The sequence below is a fragment of the Sphingobacterium sp. UBA5670 genome (assembly GCF_002420705.1).
GTDB lineage: Bacteria > Bacteroidota > Bacteroidia > Sphingobacteriales > Sphingobacteriaceae > Sphingobacterium.
Window position 1 is genome coordinate 105589 of the sequence record NZ_DIIM01000003.1, and the last position, 19436, is coordinate 125024.

The 19436-nt window shown below is 43.1% G+C and carries 18 protein-coding genes; 11 read left to right on the top strand and 7 right to left on the bottom strand.

Annotation, left to right across the window (positions count from 1 at the left end; translation table 11 throughout):
* The first annotated feature begins 13 nt into the window (after positions 1–13).
* From B3C94_RS03280 to B3C94_RS03290, 3 genes are all read left to right on the top strand, one after another.
* A complete protein-coding gene (locus tag B3C94_RS03280) occupies positions 14–2464 on the top strand; it encodes a zinc-dependent metalloprotease (protein WP_293898975.1) in 2451 nt (816 codons plus the stop codon).
* Positions 2464–3006, top strand: a complete 543-nt coding sequence (locus B3C94_RS03285) for a hypothetical protein (protein WP_293898978.1) — start codon at positions 2464–2466, stop codon at positions 3004–3006. Before B3C94_RS03280 ends, B3C94_RS03285 begins: the two co-directional genes overlap by 1 nt.
* A 433-nt stretch (positions 3007–3439) precedes the next feature.
* Positions 3440–5248, top strand: coding sequence for a tetratricopeptide repeat-containing sensor histidine kinase (locus B3C94_RS03290; RefSeq protein ID WP_293898982.1), 1809 nt, complete (start codon positions 3440–3442; stop codon positions 5246–5248).
* 19 nt (positions 5249–5267) lie between these two features.
* On the opposite strand, the gene B3C94_RS03295 is transcribed toward B3C94_RS03290, so the two are convergent.
* Entirely contained in the window at positions 5268–5897 is a 630-nt protein-coding gene (locus tag B3C94_RS03295) for a response regulator transcription factor (RefSeq protein ID WP_293898985.1), read from the bottom strand.
* Positions 5898–6153: 256 nt separating this feature from the next.
* Between B3C94_RS03295 and B3C94_RS03300 the strand changes: the two genes are divergently transcribed.
* From B3C94_RS03300 to B3C94_RS03320, 5 genes are all read left to right on the top strand, one after another.
* Entirely contained in the window at positions 6154–7716 is a 1563-nt protein-coding gene (locus B3C94_RS03300; RefSeq protein ID WP_293898988.1) for a hypothetical protein, read from the top strand.
* 33 nt (positions 7717–7749) lie between these two features.
* Positions 7750–7917 (top strand): hypothetical protein, encoded by a 168-nt coding sequence (locus tag B3C94_RS03305; protein WP_293898991.1) that lies wholly within the window; start codon positions 7750–7752, stop codon positions 7915–7917.
* Positions 7918–8318: 401 nt separating this feature from the next.
* Positions 8319–9473 (top strand): TonB-dependent receptor plug domain-containing protein, encoded by a 1155-nt coding sequence (locus B3C94_RS03310; protein WP_293898994.1) that lies wholly within the window; start codon positions 8319–8321, stop codon positions 9471–9473.
* Positions 9473–11296 (top strand): TonB-dependent receptor domain-containing protein, encoded by a 1824-nt coding sequence (locus B3C94_RS03315; protein ID WP_293898996.1) that lies wholly within the window; start codon positions 9473–9475, stop codon positions 11294–11296. Before B3C94_RS03310 ends, B3C94_RS03315 begins: the two co-directional genes overlap by 1 nt.
* A gap of 16 nt (positions 11297–11312) precedes the next feature.
* On the top strand, positions 11313–12995 hold the full coding sequence (locus B3C94_RS03320) for a RagB/SusD family nutrient uptake outer membrane protein (RefSeq protein WP_293898998.1): 1683 nt from the start codon (positions 11313–11315) through the stop codon (positions 12993–12995).
* Positions 12996–13169: 174 nt separating this feature from the next.
* On the opposite strand, the gene B3C94_RS03325 is transcribed toward B3C94_RS03320, so the two are convergent.
* From B3C94_RS03325 to B3C94_RS03345, 5 genes are all read right to left on the bottom strand, one after another.
* On the bottom strand, positions 13170–14102 hold the full coding sequence (locus B3C94_RS03325; RefSeq protein ID WP_293899001.1) for an Rpn family recombination-promoting nuclease/putative transposase: 933 nt from the start codon (positions 14100–14102) through the stop codon (positions 13170–13172).
* A 255-nt stretch (positions 14103–14357) separates the two neighbouring features.
* Positions 14358–14534 carry a hypothetical protein gene (locus B3C94_RS03330; RefSeq protein WP_293899004.1) on the bottom strand — a complete coding sequence of 59 codons (177 nt, stop codon included), beginning with the start codon at positions 14532–14534 and terminating at the stop codon, positions 14358–14360.
* The gene (locus B3C94_RS03335; protein ID WP_293899007.1) at positions 14524–14760 is read right to left on the bottom strand and encodes a hypothetical protein; all 237 of its coding nucleotides are present in this window, start codon (positions 14758–14760) and stop codon (positions 14524–14526) included. The genes B3C94_RS03330 and B3C94_RS03335 overlap by 11 nt, the downstream gene beginning before the upstream one ends.
* A gap of 82 nt (positions 14761–14842) precedes the next feature.
* Positions 14843–15247, bottom strand: a complete 405-nt coding sequence (locus B3C94_RS03340) for a DUF5675 family protein (RefSeq protein ID WP_293899010.1) — start codon at positions 15245–15247, stop codon at positions 14843–14845.
* A gap of 182 nt (positions 15248–15429) precedes the next feature.
* Complete coding sequence (locus B3C94_RS03345; RefSeq protein ID WP_293899013.1) at positions 15430–16284, bottom strand: hypothetical protein; 855 nt, start codon at positions 16282–16284, stop codon at positions 15430–15432.
* A 331-nt stretch (positions 16285–16615) separates the two neighbouring features.
* Between B3C94_RS03345 and B3C94_RS03350 the strand changes: the two genes are divergently transcribed.
* A complete protein-coding gene (locus B3C94_RS03350) occupies positions 16616–16813 on the top strand; it encodes a hypothetical protein (protein WP_146753098.1) in 198 nt (65 codons plus the stop codon).
* 55 nt (positions 16814–16868) lie between these two features.
* Here the strand turns inward: B3C94_RS03350 and B3C94_RS03355 are convergent, their stop codons facing one another.
* A complete protein-coding gene (locus B3C94_RS03355) occupies positions 16869–18095 on the bottom strand; it encodes a hypothetical protein (RefSeq protein WP_293899024.1) in 1227 nt (408 codons plus the stop codon).
* A gap of 219 nt (positions 18096–18314) precedes the next feature.
* Between B3C94_RS03355 and B3C94_RS03360 the strand changes: the two genes are divergently transcribed.
* Together B3C94_RS03360 and B3C94_RS03365 are read left to right on the top strand one after the other, a co-directional pair.
* Entirely contained in the window at positions 18315–18695 is a 381-nt protein-coding gene (locus B3C94_RS03360; protein WP_293899027.1) for a hypothetical protein, read from the top strand.
* 4 nt (positions 18696–18699) lie between these two features.
* Positions 18700–19254: a hypothetical protein gene (locus tag B3C94_RS03365; RefSeq protein ID WP_293899030.1), complete on the top strand. Its 555-nt coding sequence runs from the start codon at positions 18700–18702 to the stop codon at positions 19252–19254.
* Positions 19255–19436: the final 182 nt, after the last annotated feature.

Consider the following 19436-nt stretch of genomic DNA (forward strand, 5'->3'; position numbering starts at 1 on the left):
TATAACATTACACATGAAAAACAAAATTATCTATAGTACCCTTGCCCTGCTTTTATCTGGCGCTATGGTTCAAGCCCAGCAAAGCATAAGCAAGACAGATACCGTAAAATCAAAAAATGATCTAAATGAGGCTTACAGCAAGATTTTAAATAAGAAAAAAATTGCTCGATCAGGCGTTTTCAATGTCATAGAGTCTGAAAAAAAATGGTACCTGGAGATACCTGACAGTTTATTGAATAGGTATTTCCTCACCGTAACCCGCTTGGTTTCAGCCCCACAGGGATTTTCGATGTACGGAGGAGAAAAGCTAAATGAGCAGACACTCTACTTTGAAAAAGGTCTTGGTGACCGGATACAGCTGCGGACAGCAATTTATAAACAAGATGCTCCGGAAAACGATGCCATTCGTACAGCGTTAATGCAATCACAGGAGGATCCGATTATCGCTATTTTGGATATCAAAGGACTACAAGCAGGAGGCAACAGTTATTTGGTAGAGGTGACAGATCTTTTTCGGAAAGACAATGCCGCACTTTCCTTTGACAGCAAGATAAAAAGCGAAAATAAGCTTTCATCGTTGGCGGACGACCGGTCTTTCATTACGGATATGAAGGTGTTTCCGATCAATCTGGAAGTAAAAACGACAAAAACATATTCATCAACATCGGGTACTCCCGCAGCAAGCTTGACAGGTGCAATGACTTTTACCACCAATACCTCCATGGTCCTGCTACCCAAGGTACCGATGAAAAAAAGGATTTTCGATGAACGCGTTGGCTATTTTGCAAACAAGTACATCCTATTCACGGATAAAGACCAACGGTCCAAATCGCTGAATTTTATACAGCGCTATCGCCTTGAACCCAAACCGAAAGATGTAAAACGCTATTTGAAAGGTGAGCTGGTAGAGCCTCAAAAACAGATTGTCTATTATATCGATCCCGCAACGCCAAAAAAATGGCGTCCCTATTTGATTGCTGGAATCAATGACTGGAATAAGGCATTTGAACAAGCTGGATTTAAAAACGCCATTGTGGGCAAAGAATGGCCCGAGCAGGATTCTACGATGAGCCTGGAGGATGCCCGGTTCTCCGTGATCCGTTATTTTGCGTCTGAAAAAGCAAATGCCTATGGCCCCCGTATTTCAGACCCCAGAAGCGGCGAGATTATTGAAGCACATGTCGGCTGGTATCATAATGTTATGAAACTCGTTCAACAATGGTTTATGGTGCAAGTGGGACCGCTAAATAAGGCTGCACAAAAAATGCAATTGGATGACGAAGTGATGGGGCAATTAATACGGTTTGTTTCGTCGCACGAAGTGGGACATAGCCTGGGTCTTCGTCACAATATGGGGGCCAGTAGCCAAACTCCGGTAGAGAGATTACGCGACAAGAAATGGGTCGAAAAAAATGGCCATACGGTATCCATTATGGATTATGCACGTTTCAATTATGTAGCGCAGCCCGAAGACCAAGTGGGGCTAGCGGGAATATATCCACGCATCGGCAGCTACGATAAATGGGCCATTCAATGGGGCTATCAGTATCCTCCACAATTTTCAAATGACGAAGACGAACGAGTTTATCTATCGAAACAAGTGACGGACAGCCTGACGGCGAACCCCAAGTTGTGGTTTGGCGGTGAAGGAAACGAAGAGGATCCACGCAGTCAGAAGGAAGATCTCGGTGATGACTCGATGTTGGCCAGTAGCTATGGTATCAAAAATCTGAAAAGGGTCGTTTTCAATTTAATAGCATGGACTGCCGAAACTGGAGATGATTACAGTAATCTAAAGGATATGCATAAAGCGGTGCGCGCACAGTTCGACCGTTATCTTTACCATGTCTTGAAAAATATCGGCAGTCAGGAGATTACAAAAAAGGTACGGGGTCAACGAGGTACTGTCTATGCGGCTGTTCCGAGGGAAAAGGTCAAAGCTGCGATGCAGTATGTAAATGATCAAGTATTAACGCCGCCCCTGTGGTTGTATCCAACGAACATTCAGGAGCTGATCGGAAAAGATGCAAATAAGGAAATCACCGATCAACAGGAACAGATGCTGAATATGTTGATGAGCCCGGGAATGCTCTATAATGTCTATATGAAATCCCTGACGAATGAAAATCCCTACAGACTTGACGAATATTTGAATGATATTGGACGAGCTGTATGGACCCTGCCGGGTGGTGACCCTCGCGTCAATGTTTTCAAACGTGGACAACAACGCTTTTTTCTGGAAAAGGTAAATCAGATCATCAATCCCAAAATTGCACAAGGATCAGATATCATTTCACAGGCACAGCGTAGCGACGTACAGCTCTTTGTCAGAAATTACCTGAGTGCTTTAGTTCCAGCAATCGATCAACTATCCACAAAACAGGTAGACTCCCTTAATAAACAGCATTTAGATCTTATGCTCCTCGAAATTAAACGTATTCAAAATCAAATAAACAAAGACTAATGAAAAATAACTTAAAAGGAATTTATATAATATGCTTGATCTGTTTCCTGATGATTTCCTGTCAATCAAGCCATGGGCAGGATGTTGCCCAACAACAACGCGACCGATTGTTTAAAGCCTATATGGAAGTAAAAAAAGACATCATGGACGAAAACTTTGTCGGCAGTACGGAACATGTGGTTCAGTTCGAAAAGGAAATTCAGAACTTCCGGTTAAAGGGTCTACAGCTCGATGACATGATGCGCCTAAAGAAGGTGAGTCAGACCATGAAGACTGATGCTGCCAGCTTAAAATCTGCACAGGATATGAATGCGATGAAGCTATCCTTTTCTGCTGTCACACAATCCCTATTTACCATTATGGAAACGATGAAATGTACAGATGAGGCCGTTTACCTACAGTACTGTCCGATGGAAAAAGGCTATTGGTTAAGTTACGACAAGGCGATTGAAAATCCTTACGCAGCGTCGATGCGCCATTGTGGCCAATTGCTGAAGGGAATGGCTAAAGCTGATTACCCAGAGCCCGTGGCCTGCCATTAAAGTGCTTACAAACGCGTTATTAAAATTTAAACAAGTTCAGAACAACCTGAAGTGTTCTGAACTTGTTTAGTTTTGATAAATCATGCCTTAAATATTCCTGGGCACGTAAATTTTAAAACTAACAGTTTATAACGGCATCTCAATGCTAAACAGCGGTGATTTTTTGCTGCGTGGCGGGGCAATATCAAATTAAGAATCTTACCTTTACAGAAAACGCCCTATTTATCCAATGAAAAGTCAATGCTTCAATTGGGTCTCTGCAATAGTAATATTGTTTAACTTGACCTATACTGTTTCTTGCTCTAATTCAGGCACAAAAAAGATTAAAACTAGTTTTGACATAGACACCACTGTGATCAATAAAATGAATGTGCAAGCAAATGCCCTTTGGTCAAGCCTTCCAGATTCAATGATCTTACTAAGCAAACGAATTTTGAAAAGTTCTGATAGTTTGGCATACACTGCAGGTAAAATCGATGCTTTGCGGAATCTTGGTATGGGATATTATGAAAAAGGCAACTACAACGCGTCTATTGAGTATTACAATAAATCTGCAAAAATAGCTTTGGACGCTGGAGACATGGAAAGGGAGGCCAAGATCCACAGCAATTTAGCCATGCCTTATATTGCCCTAGGAAAACATAAAAATGCACTTACCGAGCTTAATAAAGCTATAGATGCAGCTGAAAAATATAATTTGCCCCTGGTCAAAGCTCACGCAACTCACAATATTGGCATGGTGTACCATTATCAGCAAATGGTGGATAGTGCAATCTCCTATTATACGCGAAGCCAACAGCAATATGAGAAACTCGGCGATACCTCGAGGTCCACATTTATACTGGGCAATATTGGCCATATATTCCTCAAAAAGAAAAATTTTAAGAAAGCAAAAGAATGTTATCTACAATCCCTAAAACTGGCTGAAACACAAAAAAATTATAAAGCCATAGGAAATGCGCAACAATCATTAGGAGCGCTATTCCTCGAAACGAAGGATTGGAAAAATGCGCAGTATTACTTCCTTGAAGCTAAGAAAACTCTTGAGTCAACGGGAGAAAAAACTGAATACTTACGCTTATTGGACAATTTTTCAGAAGCGTATCTAGAAACAGGAGATACAACATCCGCCGCCCGATACGCAGCGGAGTGCTACCACCTAGCACAATTGAATGGACAATTATATTATTTGCAAAGTTCAGCAAAAAAATTGAGTGAGATTTTTGAAAGGAAAAAGAATTTCAGCCAATCACTAGCATTCTATAAGATATATAAAACTGCGTCCGATTCATTGTATAGCAAAGATAACAAAGAGCAATTGGTACGGCAGGAAGAAGAATTTAGATTTAAAAAACAACAAAGTGATATGGAAGTTGTCTATACGGCCAAAGTATGGCGGCGAAACTATATCTTGGCTATCGCGCTAGTTCTTATCGTATCCATGTCAGTTATCGGCCTCCTTCTGCTAAGAAATATTAGACAGACTCGAAAAAACAATAAAATACTCAAGAATACCAATGCATTTATCGAAGAACAGATTATCTTGCTGGAAGAGTCTGACAAGTTTAAAAAGTCGCTGATTTCGATTATCGCCCATGATATCCGATCACCGATAAATAGTTTACATTATATACTTAAGCCATTCAAAGATGGAATTATTTCAGAGGGACAGACATGGGAATTATTGTCCTCATGTTATGATGAGATCGATACGCTGACTATTCATATTGAAAATCTGCTGCGATGGGCAAGTCAACATTTACATAGTTTTGATCTTTCAATAGCTAATTTTAATATCAGAGAGCTCTTTGAAGAGATTGTAAGACTTCAGGAAAGGAGGCTAGTAGAAAAACAGCTTACAGCAGTTATTAATTGTGATCCCCAACTTTCAATAGCCGCCGATCCGGAAGTGGTCAAAATTATTGTGCGTAACTTGGTGGACAATGCGATTAAATTTAGTCGTCCAGGAGGGAAGATTAGCATGGAGGCTAAAGCAAATACCATAGACAACGGCGTCATCTTTTCCATCATTGATACGGGGGACGGCTTAGCTAAAAATGTACGCGATCAGATCTATTCGGATGCACAGCCTATTTCACTGAATGGAACGAACGATGAAAAAGGCTTTGGCTTGGGATTACAGCTCTGTATGTATTATTTGGCACTTTACCACAGCGAGCTTCGCATACAGAGCGTTGAAGATGAGGGATCCATCTTTAGTTTCGAATTGTTCCGCAAATAATTGATAGGTATAAGTGAGACTATAAAAGACCATTTTCTTTCGCAAAAGTCAATAGATGCGTTATCGACTGGCACTCTGCTTTAGCCATCATCTTTCTCCGATGTGCAATAACAGTATGGGGGCTTAAAAACATTTTCTCTGCCGTTGCCGCGATTGTTTCACCCTTAGCAAAATATTTCAAAAGTTCGATCTCCCTTGCCGTGAATTTTACCTGAAGAGACTGTTGTGTATTGAGCATATGTTGGAAAAGCGGATCCAAGAATGATTTTTCCGAAGTCACGTCTTCAACACATTGTTTTAATGTATCCACAGAACAGGATTTACTCAAAATGCCCGCTGGATTGTATCTTTTCAGCGTCTGAATTAGAAATGGAGATAAGGCACTTGTTAGAAAAACAATCTTTGCATTTTTATTGATCCTGTTAATTTCTGAGATTAAGGATAATCCATTGTCCTCGCCAAGATAATAATCCAAAAATATAACAACGCCTTTGCGTCCAAACGAATTTAAAAAGGCAAAGAATTCATTGGGATCGTTACAGGCTTTGACAAAGTTGAAAAGATTGTACCTCTCCAGCAGTAGAGAAAATGCATCTGTAAAAAGCCCATGGTCATCCAATACAATGGCACTATCAAAATATTTCTTCAAAACATTTAGCTTTTTAAGTAATGATTCTTCCAAAGGTAATTTATTTAGACGAAATCCATATATACGGGGATTCTATATAGCAAAAATTTGCTATTCTTATTTAAATACATAGCAAAAATTTGGTATAAACCACCATGTTAATTGGTAATCGATAGCCTTTATAGTTTTTTTGTGAAAATTTTTCCCTCTACAGTTATTTACTGGAAGATTTTACGGGAAGAATGAAGTAAGTCATATAAATCAACTGTAAATAAAAATGTCATTAAAATCAAGAACAATTGGTAGAATTGGAATGTTGTCATTCGCAGCATTCGCCAGTATGAGCATTTACTCGTGTAAAGAGAGTAAGGATAGTGTCTCTTTGGCGGGGAAAGCCAGGGTAAACATCCATCTTCTGGGTGTCGAAAACCCCATTGTCACTAGTTTAAAAGCCAACAACGGAAGCAGCGCGACGACATCCAACAAAATAGTCACAGTGCCTCTGACAGAATCAAGTTCTTTTGAAGCCACCTTATCTCAAGCGCCGTCCGCTACAAATGGTAGCCTTTTGCGGGCGTCAACAGCTAATCGTGCTGCTGTGACCGAGGAACGTACACCACTTGGAGAGAATGTGAAGTACAAAATTGTTGTCTATAACAACGCTGGTGATTATGTGACCGAAAAAACATATACAAACAAGGTCGATAATAACAATGAAATTGAATTAGATGCCGAACAGGCATACACTTTTGTAGCTTATTCCGTCAATAGCACTTCTAGTGTGCCAGCTGTGACAGCTCAGACAGATCTTACAACAGCCACTCTTGATAATATCAGCGCAGATCTGATGTATTTTAAACAGGATCTAACGTTACAATCTGGTGATAATAATCTTGACGTCGTGCTAAAGCATCAATATAGCGAAGTGACCACCAATCTTAGCATGGCAACTGAAATGACAGGTGCTATTACCAACCTTGGTACGACGACTATTGGGCCGACACATCCAAGCGCAAATCTGAAATTGGCTGATGGTTCGATTACCTACAACGGTTCGACCTCCACTGCCAATGTTGTATTCCCCGCGCTTGGGACAGGCTTGCGTACGGTGTCCAGTGCACCTACACTATTGATCAATCCGGGGGCAACAAATGGCCTGTTTAATTTTGGGTCAATAACTATTGATGGCGAAACCAAAAGTAATGTATCTGTTGCAGGTTTGAAGATCGTTCCTGGTCAACGTTACAACCTGAACCTAAACTTCAAAACTTGTACGGAGGAAGTGACCGGTGGCGCAAACCTAAACTGGAATTATCCAGCTTCGGGAAATGGAGCGAATGTCAATGGCACTATTATTCCTAGTGGCGGAACTGTTGAACAGACATTGACAGCGCCGGGTGCCGATTATGGTTTCGTATTTGATATTGTACAACTCGACAACTCCTTTAACATGGAAGTAAATGGCACTAAGCTTGCAACGCAGGAGATCCAATTCGAGGGAAACATCGCAATAGCACCTAAAAATATCCGATTTGCAGATGGAAGTGAGTACGCAGGAACCAATACTGCTGGCGGAAGCAATATTCCACAAATTTACAGCATGACCGGTACAGCGACTAATCCAATTATTCGGGTAGTTATCAGCCGTGACGGTACAGTAAACTTGTATGGTAGCAAAAGTTCAGGTGGAGAACTATATCCTTTGGTACTAACAGCAGGTTCATTTAACAAAGTTCCCTGGAGCTCATCCTCCAATACCGTAAAAATTACGCAGGTAGTACAGGGCCAAACTGCAATGGTAGGAGCTGGTAGTGGCAGAAAAAAGGTAGCATGTAACTAAATGCTGATTATACGAACAAAAAATAATAATGTCATGAACAATTTAGAAAAGAAAAATTATATAAGCCCGCGCCTGGAGGCAATGGAAGTTGAATTAGAACAAGGAATTGCAGCAGGCTCTGGACCGGATTCAGTTCGAACTGCAGATCCGCAAGAATCCTGGAATAAGACAGATGACGATAATAGAACAGTTAACTGGTAAAATTTGGGGCTTCCTAATTTATCGGATAAGGGTTCAAATTTAATGGAGATCTTAAGGCAAGAGCGAAATTCGTTCTTGCCTTTTTTTGTGATCAGCCTGCCAAGGCTATCTTTTATGATTAGACAGCCTATAAACTAATCTAAAAAAGAGTGCTAGGCTTTTCTTCGACATAAACTAACCTTACAAATCGTCTCAAATTATCCTCATATTGTCTCAAGTAATAGCGCCTATAAGGCTAATGCCGTACATTTAGTGTTCATATCACACCAATTATATGCAGTATCTTGAATTTGAACATATCCATTTGATCTGGAACCGACAGCTGGCCTTGAATACACAAAAAAAAGCCTGTCAAGCCTTTCTATCGTAAACAACCAATATTATTTAATAAACATTAGCACATGAATTTTAAAATCAACAGTTTTAAAGTGGCTACTAAATTATTGCTATTCAGCAGCAGTCTTTTTGCTGGAGCCGCTTATGCATTACCCCATGCACCTTATGTGCAGGAAGCCCAGGCTACAGTCAAAGGCAGTGTAAAGGACGAGCAGGGCAATCCCCTTGTTGGCGCAACGATCTCCGTAAAAGGTAGTAATATCCGAACTTCCACCGACGCCAATGGCGTGTTTACACTAGCCAATGTAGAGAAAAACGCCATTCTAGTGATCCGAATGATTGGCTTCACCGCCAGGGAAGTTCCTTATGCAGGTGGTAACAGCGTAAACGTACAACTGCTATCTGACACCCAACAGCTCGAAGAGGCTGTCGTTGTCGGCTACGGCTCGCTTGACAAGAAAGAATTGACCAGTGCCGTATCGAGCATCAAGCAGAAAGACATGGTCGCGGGGGCTGTCTCTCCCCTGCTGGCCATCCAGGGTAAAGTACCGGGCCTCAGCGTTATCTCCACCAATGGAACCGACCCCAATGCGGGTATCTCCCTGCAATTACGCGGCGTCAATTCGGTCAACGCCTCACAGGGTCCCCTTGTAGTTATTGACGGTGTGCCCGGCGGCGATATCAACTCCGTTGCAAAGGAAGATATTGAATCCATAAACGTGCTGCGGGATGCCTCAGCTGCTGCGATCTATGGCACGCGTGCCTCCGGTGGTGTAATCCTGATTACGACCAAAAGGCCTCAGATCGGCCAAGCGCAGGTAAATTTTACCTCCGAATATTTCGTCGAAACGATCCGTAAACGTCCCAAGGTCCTGTCGGCGGAGAAATTTGTCGAATATGGTCTGGGTGAAGACTTGGGGCACCGCACAGATTGGTATGATGAGGTCACCAACAATAATCCATTCAGCCATCGGCAAGTCGCCAACATCAGCGGCGGCTCCGAAAATGCCAATGTCTATACCACCTTTACGAAACGCGATGCCAAAGGAATGGCGATCACGTCTAAACGGGATGAAATCGGTGGACGGATTAATAGTGCATTCAAATTTTTCGACGGTTTTGCGGAGTTAAACACCAATGTAAGTTACAACCAAGTGAAAGCATTTGGTTCTAATGGCGACATCTCAACAACAATGACATTTTTAACATGGCTTTGGTGATGAATCCTACGGAAACGCCTTACGATGCCAATGATGTCAGTGGCTACAACGTGCTGGAGGGCGGATATGATACCTGGAACCCCGTGGCTGAAGCGCGCCTCCGCAGCGATGAAAAGCAATTCAAATATCTTTTGGCAAACGCGACTTTAAAATTAAACCTAACAGAACACTTAACCACCAGCGCAACCATCGGAATTAAGAACAACAGCGAACATGGCAATTATTACCGATCGGCACAACATCGCATTTCGCGGGAGAATAATGTGGACGGGTTTGCTAAGCAATATTACAGCCGGTTCAATGACCGCGTCTTTGAATGGACTGCCAACTATACGAACCGCTGGGCTGATCATTCCTTGAATGCTGTAGCGGGCTATAGCTACCAGGATTTTAATGGGCAGGGGTTTTCGGCCGAAAACTCCAATTTCCCTGTAGACGGCATCGGGGAAAACGATATGGGTACAGGAACCTACTTACCCGACGGACGGGCGGGCATTGGCTCCTGGAAAAACCCCTGGGTCAAACTGGCCGCCTTCTTTGGCCGTGTCAACTATTCCTATTTGGACCGCTATATCCTGACCGCAACAGCACGTTACGAAGGATCCAGCAAATTTGCGCCTAAAAATAGATGGGGATTCTTTCCGGGACTATCCGCAGGATGGCGTATTTCCCAAGAACCTTTCCTAAAGGATGTTACATTTATCAATGATTTAAAACTGCGTGCAGGCTACGGCGAAACGGGTAATGAAGGCTTCGATGCAAAAGTTGCCACACGGATGTATAGCGCCGACACCTGGTTTTTGCAGGATGGGAAATGGTTCAGAACCTACGGTGTGATGCACAACCAAAATCCGGATATCAAATGGGAGGTCAAAAAAGAATACAACCTTGGTTTAGATTTCACGGTACTGAACAATCGTTTAAGCGGCCGTTTTGATATCTACAAACGCAAGATCGATGATCTAATTTACGATATCAGCGTATCCCAGCCGCCAGCAATCCACGATAAAACCACCATGAATGTGGGCAGCATGCAAAATACGGGATATGAGTTTGAACTGAATTTTAAAGCCGTGGACAATGACAATTTCAGTTATACCACGAGCATTGTCGCTTCGCATAATAAAAGCAGGCTCAATACCTTATGGGGAAGCCAGACCTTTACTGACCGGAAGGACTTCCCGGCACCCGGTTCGCCAGGTTCGGCTGTCAGGTTGTACCCAGGGCAGGATATCGGCCAGTTCTTCCTCTGGAAATTTGCCGGATTTACGGACGACGGTTACTGGAAACTCTATGATAAGGACGGAAATGCCTTTGATGTGCGGGAACGCAACAAAACCGTAGGCGACAAATCCTTTGTCGGCAATGCCATCCCGACCTTACAGCTTTCCTGGAACAACCAGTTCAGTTATAAAAACTGGGATGCAAGCATCTATATGCGCAGCTGGATCGGCCATGATGTGTTCAATATGATCAATATGTATTACAGCCTACCCAATGTAAAAGGACAGAATGTACTGGAAGAGGCATACGACAAACATAAAAATATCAAAGGTGAAAAAGAGCTGAGCGACTACTGGTTAGAGAAAGGTACTTTTCTCAAAGTTGACGCACTGAATATCGGTTATCGCTTTAACCAAAGCTGGATCAAACCATTGAAATCAATGCGTATCTATGCCACTGCACGCGACCTTTTTGTGTTTACAAACTATAGTGGCCTAGATCCAGAAGTCAATATCAATGGCCTTGAACCGGGATTTGAAGAGCGCAATGTGTATCCGAAGACCAGGACTTTTATGATGGGATTACAAGTAAATTTTTAAAGCTAGCATGACAAACATGAAAAAATACATCTCCATAGCAACATTATCCGTAGCATTATTGCTTTCCGGATGCACCAAATTGGATCAAGAATTTTATAGTTCGGTCACACCGGACACTTTTTTCAAGAGTGAGAAAGATATTAAGGCGGCCCTGTTTAGACCATTTACCCATGCCAAATGGTATATGGGCGAAGATCGTTGGCGCCTACAGGAATATACAGCAGACAATTTTGCCATTACCACCAAGGGTCGGCATTGGTACAATGGCGGCGAGAATGAACGTTATCATTACCACCGTTGGACGGCAGATGACAGCTGGGTATGGGGAAGCTGGCGCGGAACCCTGATGGGAGTTGCCCTGGCACTTGATACCAAGAGCGACCTGAGCAAATTGGACTACGGCAAATTTGCACTGAGCGAAGAACGCAAAGCTGCAGACCTCGCCCAGCTGGATGCACTGATCGCTTATTTCTATTTGCGTGGATTGGACTATTTCGGCGGGATGCCCATTTTCGAATCCTTAGACCAGGAATCCCTACCGCGCAATACTGATCAGGAATTGTTTGCACATATCGAAAAGCTGCTCAAAGCCGCTATTGAAAATCTTCCGGCAAAGAAGGCGGGCGACAAGGAAGAAGGGGCTATCCGAAAAGCGGCAGCGGCAGCCATGCTGGCGCAGCTCTACTTCAATGCAGAAGCCTATATTGGCAAAGCGATGTATGCTGAAAGCCAAAAGCTAGCGCAGGATATTGTCAATAAGGTTTATGGCGACTATGCCCTAGACACCAAGTGGAACGGCGTACATGGATTTAAAAACAATGAGTCGCCCGAGATTATCTGGTCTATGCCTTCCGAATTCAAGATGCTGGAGTACAATTGGTTTTATGCCGACTTCTACCATTACAACACCAAGCAGTTCTTTGCACAGGACATGGGCGGCAATAATGGGGCCCACCTGACGCCATCCAGGAAACCAAACGGCTCGCTCTATACTACAGACTTTAAGTTAGGTTCACCTTTTGAAACCTTCGACCAGGGTGATCTGCGCAAGGCACCTTACGTCTATCATAGTACAGACCAATACGAGGGTATGTTTATCGTAGGTCCGCATAAAACACCTAGCGGCGAGGCTATTCTTGGCGGTGAGGAATATAAAGACAAGCCCCTGAACTTTGTCGACCAAGTGGGACGCTTTTCAGAAGTTGGATCAGGAAAAAAATATAGTTCCATAGACCAGCTGCCATCTAAAATGTCTGAGGGAGAAGAAAACACAGGCGTACGGCTGGTGAAGGTACCGATCCCAAACCTGGCCAACAACACCTTACGCTGGGGAGCCGATATGCCTATTATCCGCCTGGCAGAAGTTTACTATATGCTTGCCGAATGTGATTTCAGATTAGGCAACAAGGAAAAGGCTGCGGAACTGTTCAATACCGTTCGAAAGCGGAACTTTGCAAATGCTGCCGATCCCAATCCCGTGACTAGCGCCAATATGGACAAGTACCGTATTCTGGATGAATGGAGCATCGAGTTTTTGGGGGAAGGCCGTCGACGTACGGACCTGATCCGATGGAAAGCTTTTACTACGGAAAAGTGGTGGGATCATAACCCGAGTACTTCCGCGCATCTGAACCGTTTCCCCGTACCTAACCAAGCTATTGCCGGCAACAGCAGTCTGGCACAGAATCCGGGTTACTAAAATTGCGGGGGTCATCTTAGTAAGGAAACAGAAAGCCAGCCTGCAACATGAAACAGGCTGGCTTTTTTACCCGATCGTATCAACAGTTCAGGACATTTCCGTGTGTTTTGGCCATTCAGGTGATTCTGGAATTCCCAGCCCATAATAAAGGATATCAGCTGAAAAAGTCAGTGATTACAATTTTTCAATTTCTTCAATAGAAAGTCCGGTGATATCACGAATATCCTCCCTTTCAAACCCTTTGCTCAACATCTTCCGAGCAGATTCAAAAGCTTTTTTACGTTCACCTTCAGCTAAACCTTCAGCCATGCCCTTAGCCATGCCTTCGGCTAAACCTTTAGCCTCCCCGGACCTTAAAGCCGAATTAAAAACGCTTTCAGCATCTCTTTTATGTTTTAGACTTGATTCATATGACATGCGATCCTCCTCCGTTAATTTACCTATTTCTCCTACTTCAAAGATAAGACCAAATATCCTTTTATCCAAAAACGAGGGCAACTTATCCATGGTGCTCAGATGTTTAAGCACATATAGCCATTGATCCATGATCGTGTGCAATTCTGCCGGCGTCTTATTGAACAGCGGCAGTGAAACCAGCTTATACCCCAACTTATCATAAAAAATTTCATGCGTAGACTTGTCACATAGGGCAACATCATAGAAATACGGGCGGTCCGTATGACGCATGGGAAGGGCATTAGCATCGCCATCAAGCTTAAATTCTAAAACACCAATAAAATAAACCTCTGGCAGACAGTAATCATTGCCTTTCTTTCCCTTGGGCAGCTGTTTATTGATCAGACGTGAAGTATAGTAAACAGCACGATCCCTAAAAAATTCCTGAAATAATTGCTGCATTTCGATGATAAATAACTCCCCATCACTGCCGATACAATGCAGATCGAAAACCACACGCCGCATATCTTCCTGATCACCATCATACTCTACCTTTTTGTAGAATAAATCAGCAATCACTTTCTCACCTTCAAATAAACTATTCAGGAATTCGATCAGCAGAATTTTATTTTCTTCCCGCCCAAAGTAAAGCTTCCAACCAAAATCGGTATTGGGATCAACATATTTCCCAATATATTTAAACTTAGCCATAATCATTAAGTAACTGGTTATCAATAAGCAAATATAAATAAAACTAAATATATTAGCAAATAAAATATTTTTTGAGCAAAAGAGCAGCTGCTGACCGAACATCCTATCTATATCTATATTCCAAAAGAAAAGTTCAGATCCGATGTCGGGTCCGGCGACTGTTTAGTATACGGGCCATTGATCAATATTATGTACATGGCCAGATTTCAAGTGAAACCCGGCCATGCACACAGCTTGATAAACAGCGCCTAAAAATTATTTTTTACGCCATTTCCGCCGCAGGCAGCCCAACAGATGTCCCGTAGCGAAACTGACTATTGTACCTAGCATTGCCATCAGAATCGTTTGGATAATCTCGCCAAATGAGATGCTTGCCCATACAGAACAAAGTGTTCCGCCGAGCGCGGCAACACGCATGTCGTTAGCTTTCATTGTCCGGTTTCCTCTCTCCCATTCCTTCAGTCAGATCAGCTGAATTTTTCGGCACATTAGGAGCCGGCGGCGGCGCATCTGATTTATCTTCATCCAATACACGTTGCAACAAGCCAACGCCGACGGCAATATATTTTAATACATTGACCACCTTGCCCGGCAATTTTATGGGTGCCAGCAGCAGCACTTGTAGCATAGCACTTACTTTGTTTATCGTTTTTTTCATTCGTTTAAAATTATTTATTCATTCAACAATTCACCCTTTAAAGCATTAATCACTAGAATTAGTCAAATTGACATTCCATTGATCAGCTGATCTGGATAAACACTTCATCCCCCATATCCCAAAGACTATATACAAGCGCCTTGAGCTTTATCAATGCTTTTCGGCTTTCCGTACCCTTCCCTTCACCTGTTATTGTTGTCACTGGCGCAATACAGCCCTGCAAATCCTGCAGCGCATCATTTGCTGCATGAAACATGATAGCTTCACGCCCCAGCACGTTGGTGATGGCGATTTGTTCTCCATTTTTACTGAACTGATGTTTCTTGAGCCTGTAAGTACCTGCAGGAATACAGCTCAACCGGCGCAAATTGTTTCGATCTGGCAGCTCGATGGTATGACAGATCTTTTGGTTATTATAGTATAAAGTTCCATTGGTGCCCTGGGCTCCATAAGTCCGGTGCAGCCGCAAGGTATGTTTGATAGACATTTTTTTTATTTTTAGATAATTTTTGTTTGAAATAACTATTCCTTCAATACATTGCAGCGATTGAGCAGCAAAGCACCGTAGACTTTGGGTCGTAATCCCCGCTGTCTACGGTCTTTGCACGCAGGTGCCGATTTAGCGCCGCGCAGTATTATTGGCTCGTATTCTGCCAGTTTGCGCCAATTTTAAGGCACGTAGACCCGCTTAATAGTTAGGGCATTGTATTGCCCATTTGAAAGCGGATAATATGCCCCGTTGACCAACTGAAAGTATTCCATTCCTGCCAATAGCAATACTGATCTGTCCGAATCGGCCTGCAAATTGGCAACCAGCTGCAGATCCATCGGCGTATTTTCGCGCAACGAAATGTAGGAAGACCTATTTATAACAGGGCGCTGATCACTGTCGTCGCCATTAAATTCTTGCAGCACGATCGTATAGCGCACATGTGTGGCCCCCTGTAGCTTAGCGATGTTGAGGTGCGGAATAAGTCCCATGCTTTCCAATATCCCATCACCGCTGACCCGGTCGTAATCCAGTGAAATCGGTACCAGGGAAATATCCCCTAGTTTTGTTCGGTCATTACATTCGAGATGCTGCAGCATGACTAAATTTTGGGGCGTCAGGACACGTTCGCCACGAGCACTTTTCGTATCGCTCTGAATCACTTTTAGAAACCTACTGGCCAGGCGTTGACTGAATTTGCTATCCGAATTCTGGAACAGCACATCGCGCAGCAGATCCCTCAGTAGCTTACCATACTGCTGTGCACGCCCAAATTCGCTACCATTTTCACGGGTACGGGCGAATGCAGGGTCGGTGGCGATCCGGTCGCCTGAGACGCCGGTTTTCATTCGAGCCTGAAAACCAATTGTTTTTGATTTAAAGAAGGAAAGGTCCCCGACGTTCCCTTCTAATTTGATTAAACTTACTTGTTTTGCCATGACATTATCTGATGTTGACAATACGAAGATGCATGATGTGCTAAAAAGGTCAGGAAGAAATGTCAATGGATGGAAAAAATGGCTAGAAAAAGGCATAAATGACAAAAAAAGGTTACCTTGAATCTTTTTACATGGCCTCCTGAAACCATGGAGAGGAATCAGACCAATAGCCGCAGCCCTATTCAAAGTAGCCGTAAAGCATAGACCAAGCGTAGATAAACCGATACCAGAGATTTGATAAGCGCTATGGCGCCATATACCATTTTGCAATGAGCTAAGTGTGTAGCGAGTAGGTTATAAGCACGCATTTAACGCACTATTAGCACTGTATCTACGCTTAGGCAACGCCTGATCGATACTTTATCTATGCCCTATCCTCTTACAATCCGCGTCTGATATGACTATTGGGGCTCCAAAAATCAGAAAAATGAAAAGAAACAATCGCATGTTGATCTACCCAAGGGAGGCGGCTCCCCTGCTGGGCAAATCCGAGCGGCAGTGTTACCGCCTTTTTGAAGATATCCGGGCAGCTTACAATCTGCCAGCAAAGACCGCTATCCCCATAAAACTATTTGCCGAATATTTTTATCTGGATGCACAGCAGGTGCAGAGCAGCCTGATCTAACAGAAAATAGAATCAGCAGGAGAGGGCTGATTTTAGTTACCTGTCAAAGGACATACTAGACAAGCGGTATAGATCCGGTGGGCACCGCCATAATTCTCCGCTGGTTAATGGCACTCTGCTCAGCCAGCCAGTTTTTCCATCCTGGCTGTTTTTTACGATACGATTCGCCGTATTCAATTTGTTCGCCATGGTGTAAAATCGTCAGTAAGGGTGTATTGGCTGCGAGCATCTCGTATTTTATTATTGCCTGTCCTGCAATCAGAAAATTGCGCGAAATAGGCTTGAGTGAGGGGAATGCCTTGAGCAGGTCGCTCAATGATTTCAAGCCCGGATGATATTTGGTCCCATCCATTAGTACGATTTCCTGAAAGGAATCTTCTCCTTTACGGTGATGACCATAGCAATAGGCAATATCCCGTTCAAAAATAGCTATTTCCATACCGTTAACCTTAAAGTGAAATACCGCATCTGACCGGCAATTGAGATTGGTCCCCATCTCACTGCCCTGATGATTCAATGCTTTTAGTTCTACTATTTCCAGCTGTAGCTCCTGGTTACGTCCCTCGGCCTTTATGCGGGCCTTTGCCTCGAGGTTTCTTTCGGCTTCCAATTGCTGTCCAAGAAGTATCTGGCGCTTGTTTTCTTTCTTTAATTCGTCCAGCTGCATAGCGAGCCTATTTTTTGTTTCCAGCAGGCCATTAACTGTTTTATCGGCCGTGACGACCAGTTGTTTATATTGTTGTGCATCAATTTCATAATGTGCTATTTCTGCCTTTAAAAATTCAACCTGCTGTACTAATTTTTCGTTATCGCTGGCTAATTGTTGCCTGATATCCACCATCATTTTAAGTTCGTTCTGAAGTAAACGGTTGGCCAACCAGTAGTTCAATATGATCAATAGCAGGACCATGAACAGGATATCCCATTGGAAGCGGTCATCGTCGACGATGGATGCCGGATAAATGAATAATATTAATCCAAATGTAATAATAGCGGGCAGGACAACTCCTAAAAGGGTATGAATCAACGTGGCCCTGCCCGGCGAAAGTTTCCAAAAACGAGACACGAAAATCTGATACCCCACCCAAAACTCAAGGCATAGGATGATAAAGCCTATGCCCAATGTATTAGCGATCACAGCCATCACATTAGGTTTAATAAGATAACCGAAGGACATATTGTCAAAAGGAAACAGTGCCACTGCTCCAGATGCGATCAGCAATAAACTGCACCACCACAGCACCGGAAAAACTTTTATATAGGACTTAATAGAGGCATCCATGGATAACAAAACAATTTAGTTAGACAGCACACACACATTAATTTACCATCACTTTAAAGAACACAATATAACTATTAATAGTTCTTTATCCAAACCCGATTGGATGAAACATCGAGGGGATTAGATGGTAAAAAATCGCTCTTGGATTTTTTACTGCTAAAAAAAAGCCGTTAAAACATGGTTCAGGGCGTATATTGGGTGCTTTAAATTTATACAAGTATGAAAAATCTACAATTTAGTTTCGATGGACCGGGTGTCCATGGCTGGCAAAATTATCTTTATGCGCAAGATACTATCGTGATCGAAGATGAAAGAATCTTTATCCAGACCAACTTATTGGACTGGCTTTCCGAGCGTTTTAAGCTGACAGCACCCCAATTGCAGTATGCAGTCGATTTAGGCAGCACTGCACAGGACTATTTTGCATCGCAGATAGCCGAAGCGATCACATTACGCACGCCTATTGTGCTGGAACGCGAAGAAGCCCAAGAAGGTGGTGGCAATAGCAAGACCGGAAGTGTCACACAGGTCTTTATGCCAATGGGTGGCAGTCCGGTGATATATGGCCGGCAATTAATCATCAAGTTTAACTACAGTTAGGAAGATGGAAAACCTAAATTATGAAAACCAGTTTTACGCCATTTTGGAAAACACCGGCCCTTTGGGGCCGGCGCTCCGCCATGCACTCCGAAGCATTATACAGATCCAATCCATCAAGAAAGGAAAAATACTGAAGGCACAGCCTTTTGATCTGCATATCATACTCGAGGGAATGATCATAAAACGCCGCGATTACACAGCCGGTAATGCTATTCGCTCGGAAGTCCTGGATTTCATCAGTTCAAATGAAGCGATCTATCATACACCCACCGAATATGACATTTATTTTCAAGCCGAACTGGACAGCATAGCCATTCTGATCCGTCAGCCCGATATTGTCAGTATTATTCAGCATCACCCTCGATTTTCCGAGCAACTGAATGCCTTTCTCTCCCATCTGCTATCGGAGCGCACATTTCGGGGCGGGCTGATCAACATGAGCTCAAAAGAAAAAAAAGAAGCATTCTGGCGTCATTATCCACTTGCGGCACGCTATTGCCGCATCAAAGATATCTGCTCCTTTTTGGGGATCAACCCCAATACCTATTCAGGCTTATAAGCCCAAAAGAAGGAAGTTAATTGAAAATTATAGAAATATGAGATCATTTTCTCATAAATATGAAATTTAAACAGCCGCTGAGCCTGCTAACTTTACTCAAAGTTGATCGTGCTGACAATTACGATGTCTCCTCTCCCGTCGGTGATTGAAAGATTGATCAACATCTGGTTTTAAAAGCATTA

What these genes read in the sequence shown, in the direction of transcription:
- B3C94_RS03305 (WP_293898991.1), top strand. Translation starts at nt 7,750, where the DNA reads ATGAACAATTTAGAAAAGAAAAATTATATAAGCCCGCGCCTGGAGGCA.
- B3C94_RS03325 (WP_293899001.1), bottom strand. Translation starts at nt 14,102, where the DNA reads ATGGCTAAGTTTAAATATATTGGGAAATATGTTGATCCCAATACCGAT.
- B3C94_RS03365 (WP_293899030.1), top strand. Translation starts at nt 18,700, where the DNA reads ATGGAAAACCTAAATTATGAAAACCAGTTTTACGCCATTTTGGAAAAC.
- B3C94_RS03310 (WP_293898994.1), top strand. Translation starts at nt 8,319, where the DNA reads ATGAATTTTAAAATCAACAGTTTTAAAGTGGCTACTAAATTATTGCTA.
- B3C94_RS03320 (WP_293898998.1), top strand. Translation starts at nt 11,313, where the DNA reads ATGAAAAAATACATCTCCATAGCAACATTATCCGTAGCATTATTGCTT.
- B3C94_RS03280 (WP_293898975.1), top strand. Translation starts at nt 14, where the DNA reads ATGAAAAACAAAATTATCTATAGTACCCTTGCCCTGCTTTTATCTGGC.
- B3C94_RS03335 (WP_293899007.1), bottom strand. Translation starts at nt 14,760, where the DNA reads ATGAAAAAAACGATAAACAAAGTAAGTGCTATGCTACAAGTGCTGCTG.
- B3C94_RS03340 (WP_293899010.1), bottom strand. Translation starts at nt 15,247, where the DNA reads ATGTCTATCAAACATACCTTGCGGCTGCACCGGACTTATGGAGCCCAG.
- B3C94_RS03300 (WP_293898988.1), top strand. Translation starts at nt 6,154, where the DNA reads ATGTCATTAAAATCAAGAACAATTGGTAGAATTGGAATGTTGTCATTC.
- B3C94_RS03330 (WP_293899004.1), bottom strand. Translation starts at nt 14,534, where the DNA reads ATGAAAGCTAACGACATGCGTGTTGCCGCGCTCGGCGGAACACTTTGT.
- B3C94_RS03350 (WP_146753098.1), top strand. Translation starts at nt 16,616, where the DNA reads ATGAAAAGAAACAATCGCATGTTGATCTACCCAAGGGAGGCGGCTCCC.
- B3C94_RS03345 (WP_293899013.1), bottom strand. Translation starts at nt 16,284, where the DNA reads ATGCCTTTTTCTAGCCATTTTTTCCATCCATTGACATTTCTTCCTGAC.
- B3C94_RS03360 (WP_293899027.1), top strand. Translation starts at nt 18,315, where the DNA reads ATGAAAAATCTACAATTTAGTTTCGATGGACCGGGTGTCCATGGCTGG.
- B3C94_RS03355 (WP_293899024.1), bottom strand. Translation starts at nt 18,095, where the DNA reads ATGGATGCCTCTATTAAGTCCTATATAAAAGTTTTTCCGGTGCTGTGG.
- B3C94_RS03315 (WP_293898996.1), top strand. Translation starts at nt 9,473, where the DNA reads ATGAATCCTACGGAAACGCCTTACGATGCCAATGATGTCAGTGGCTAC.
- B3C94_RS03285 (WP_293898978.1), top strand. Translation starts at nt 2,464, where the DNA reads ATGAAAAATAACTTAAAAGGAATTTATATAATATGCTTGATCTGTTTC.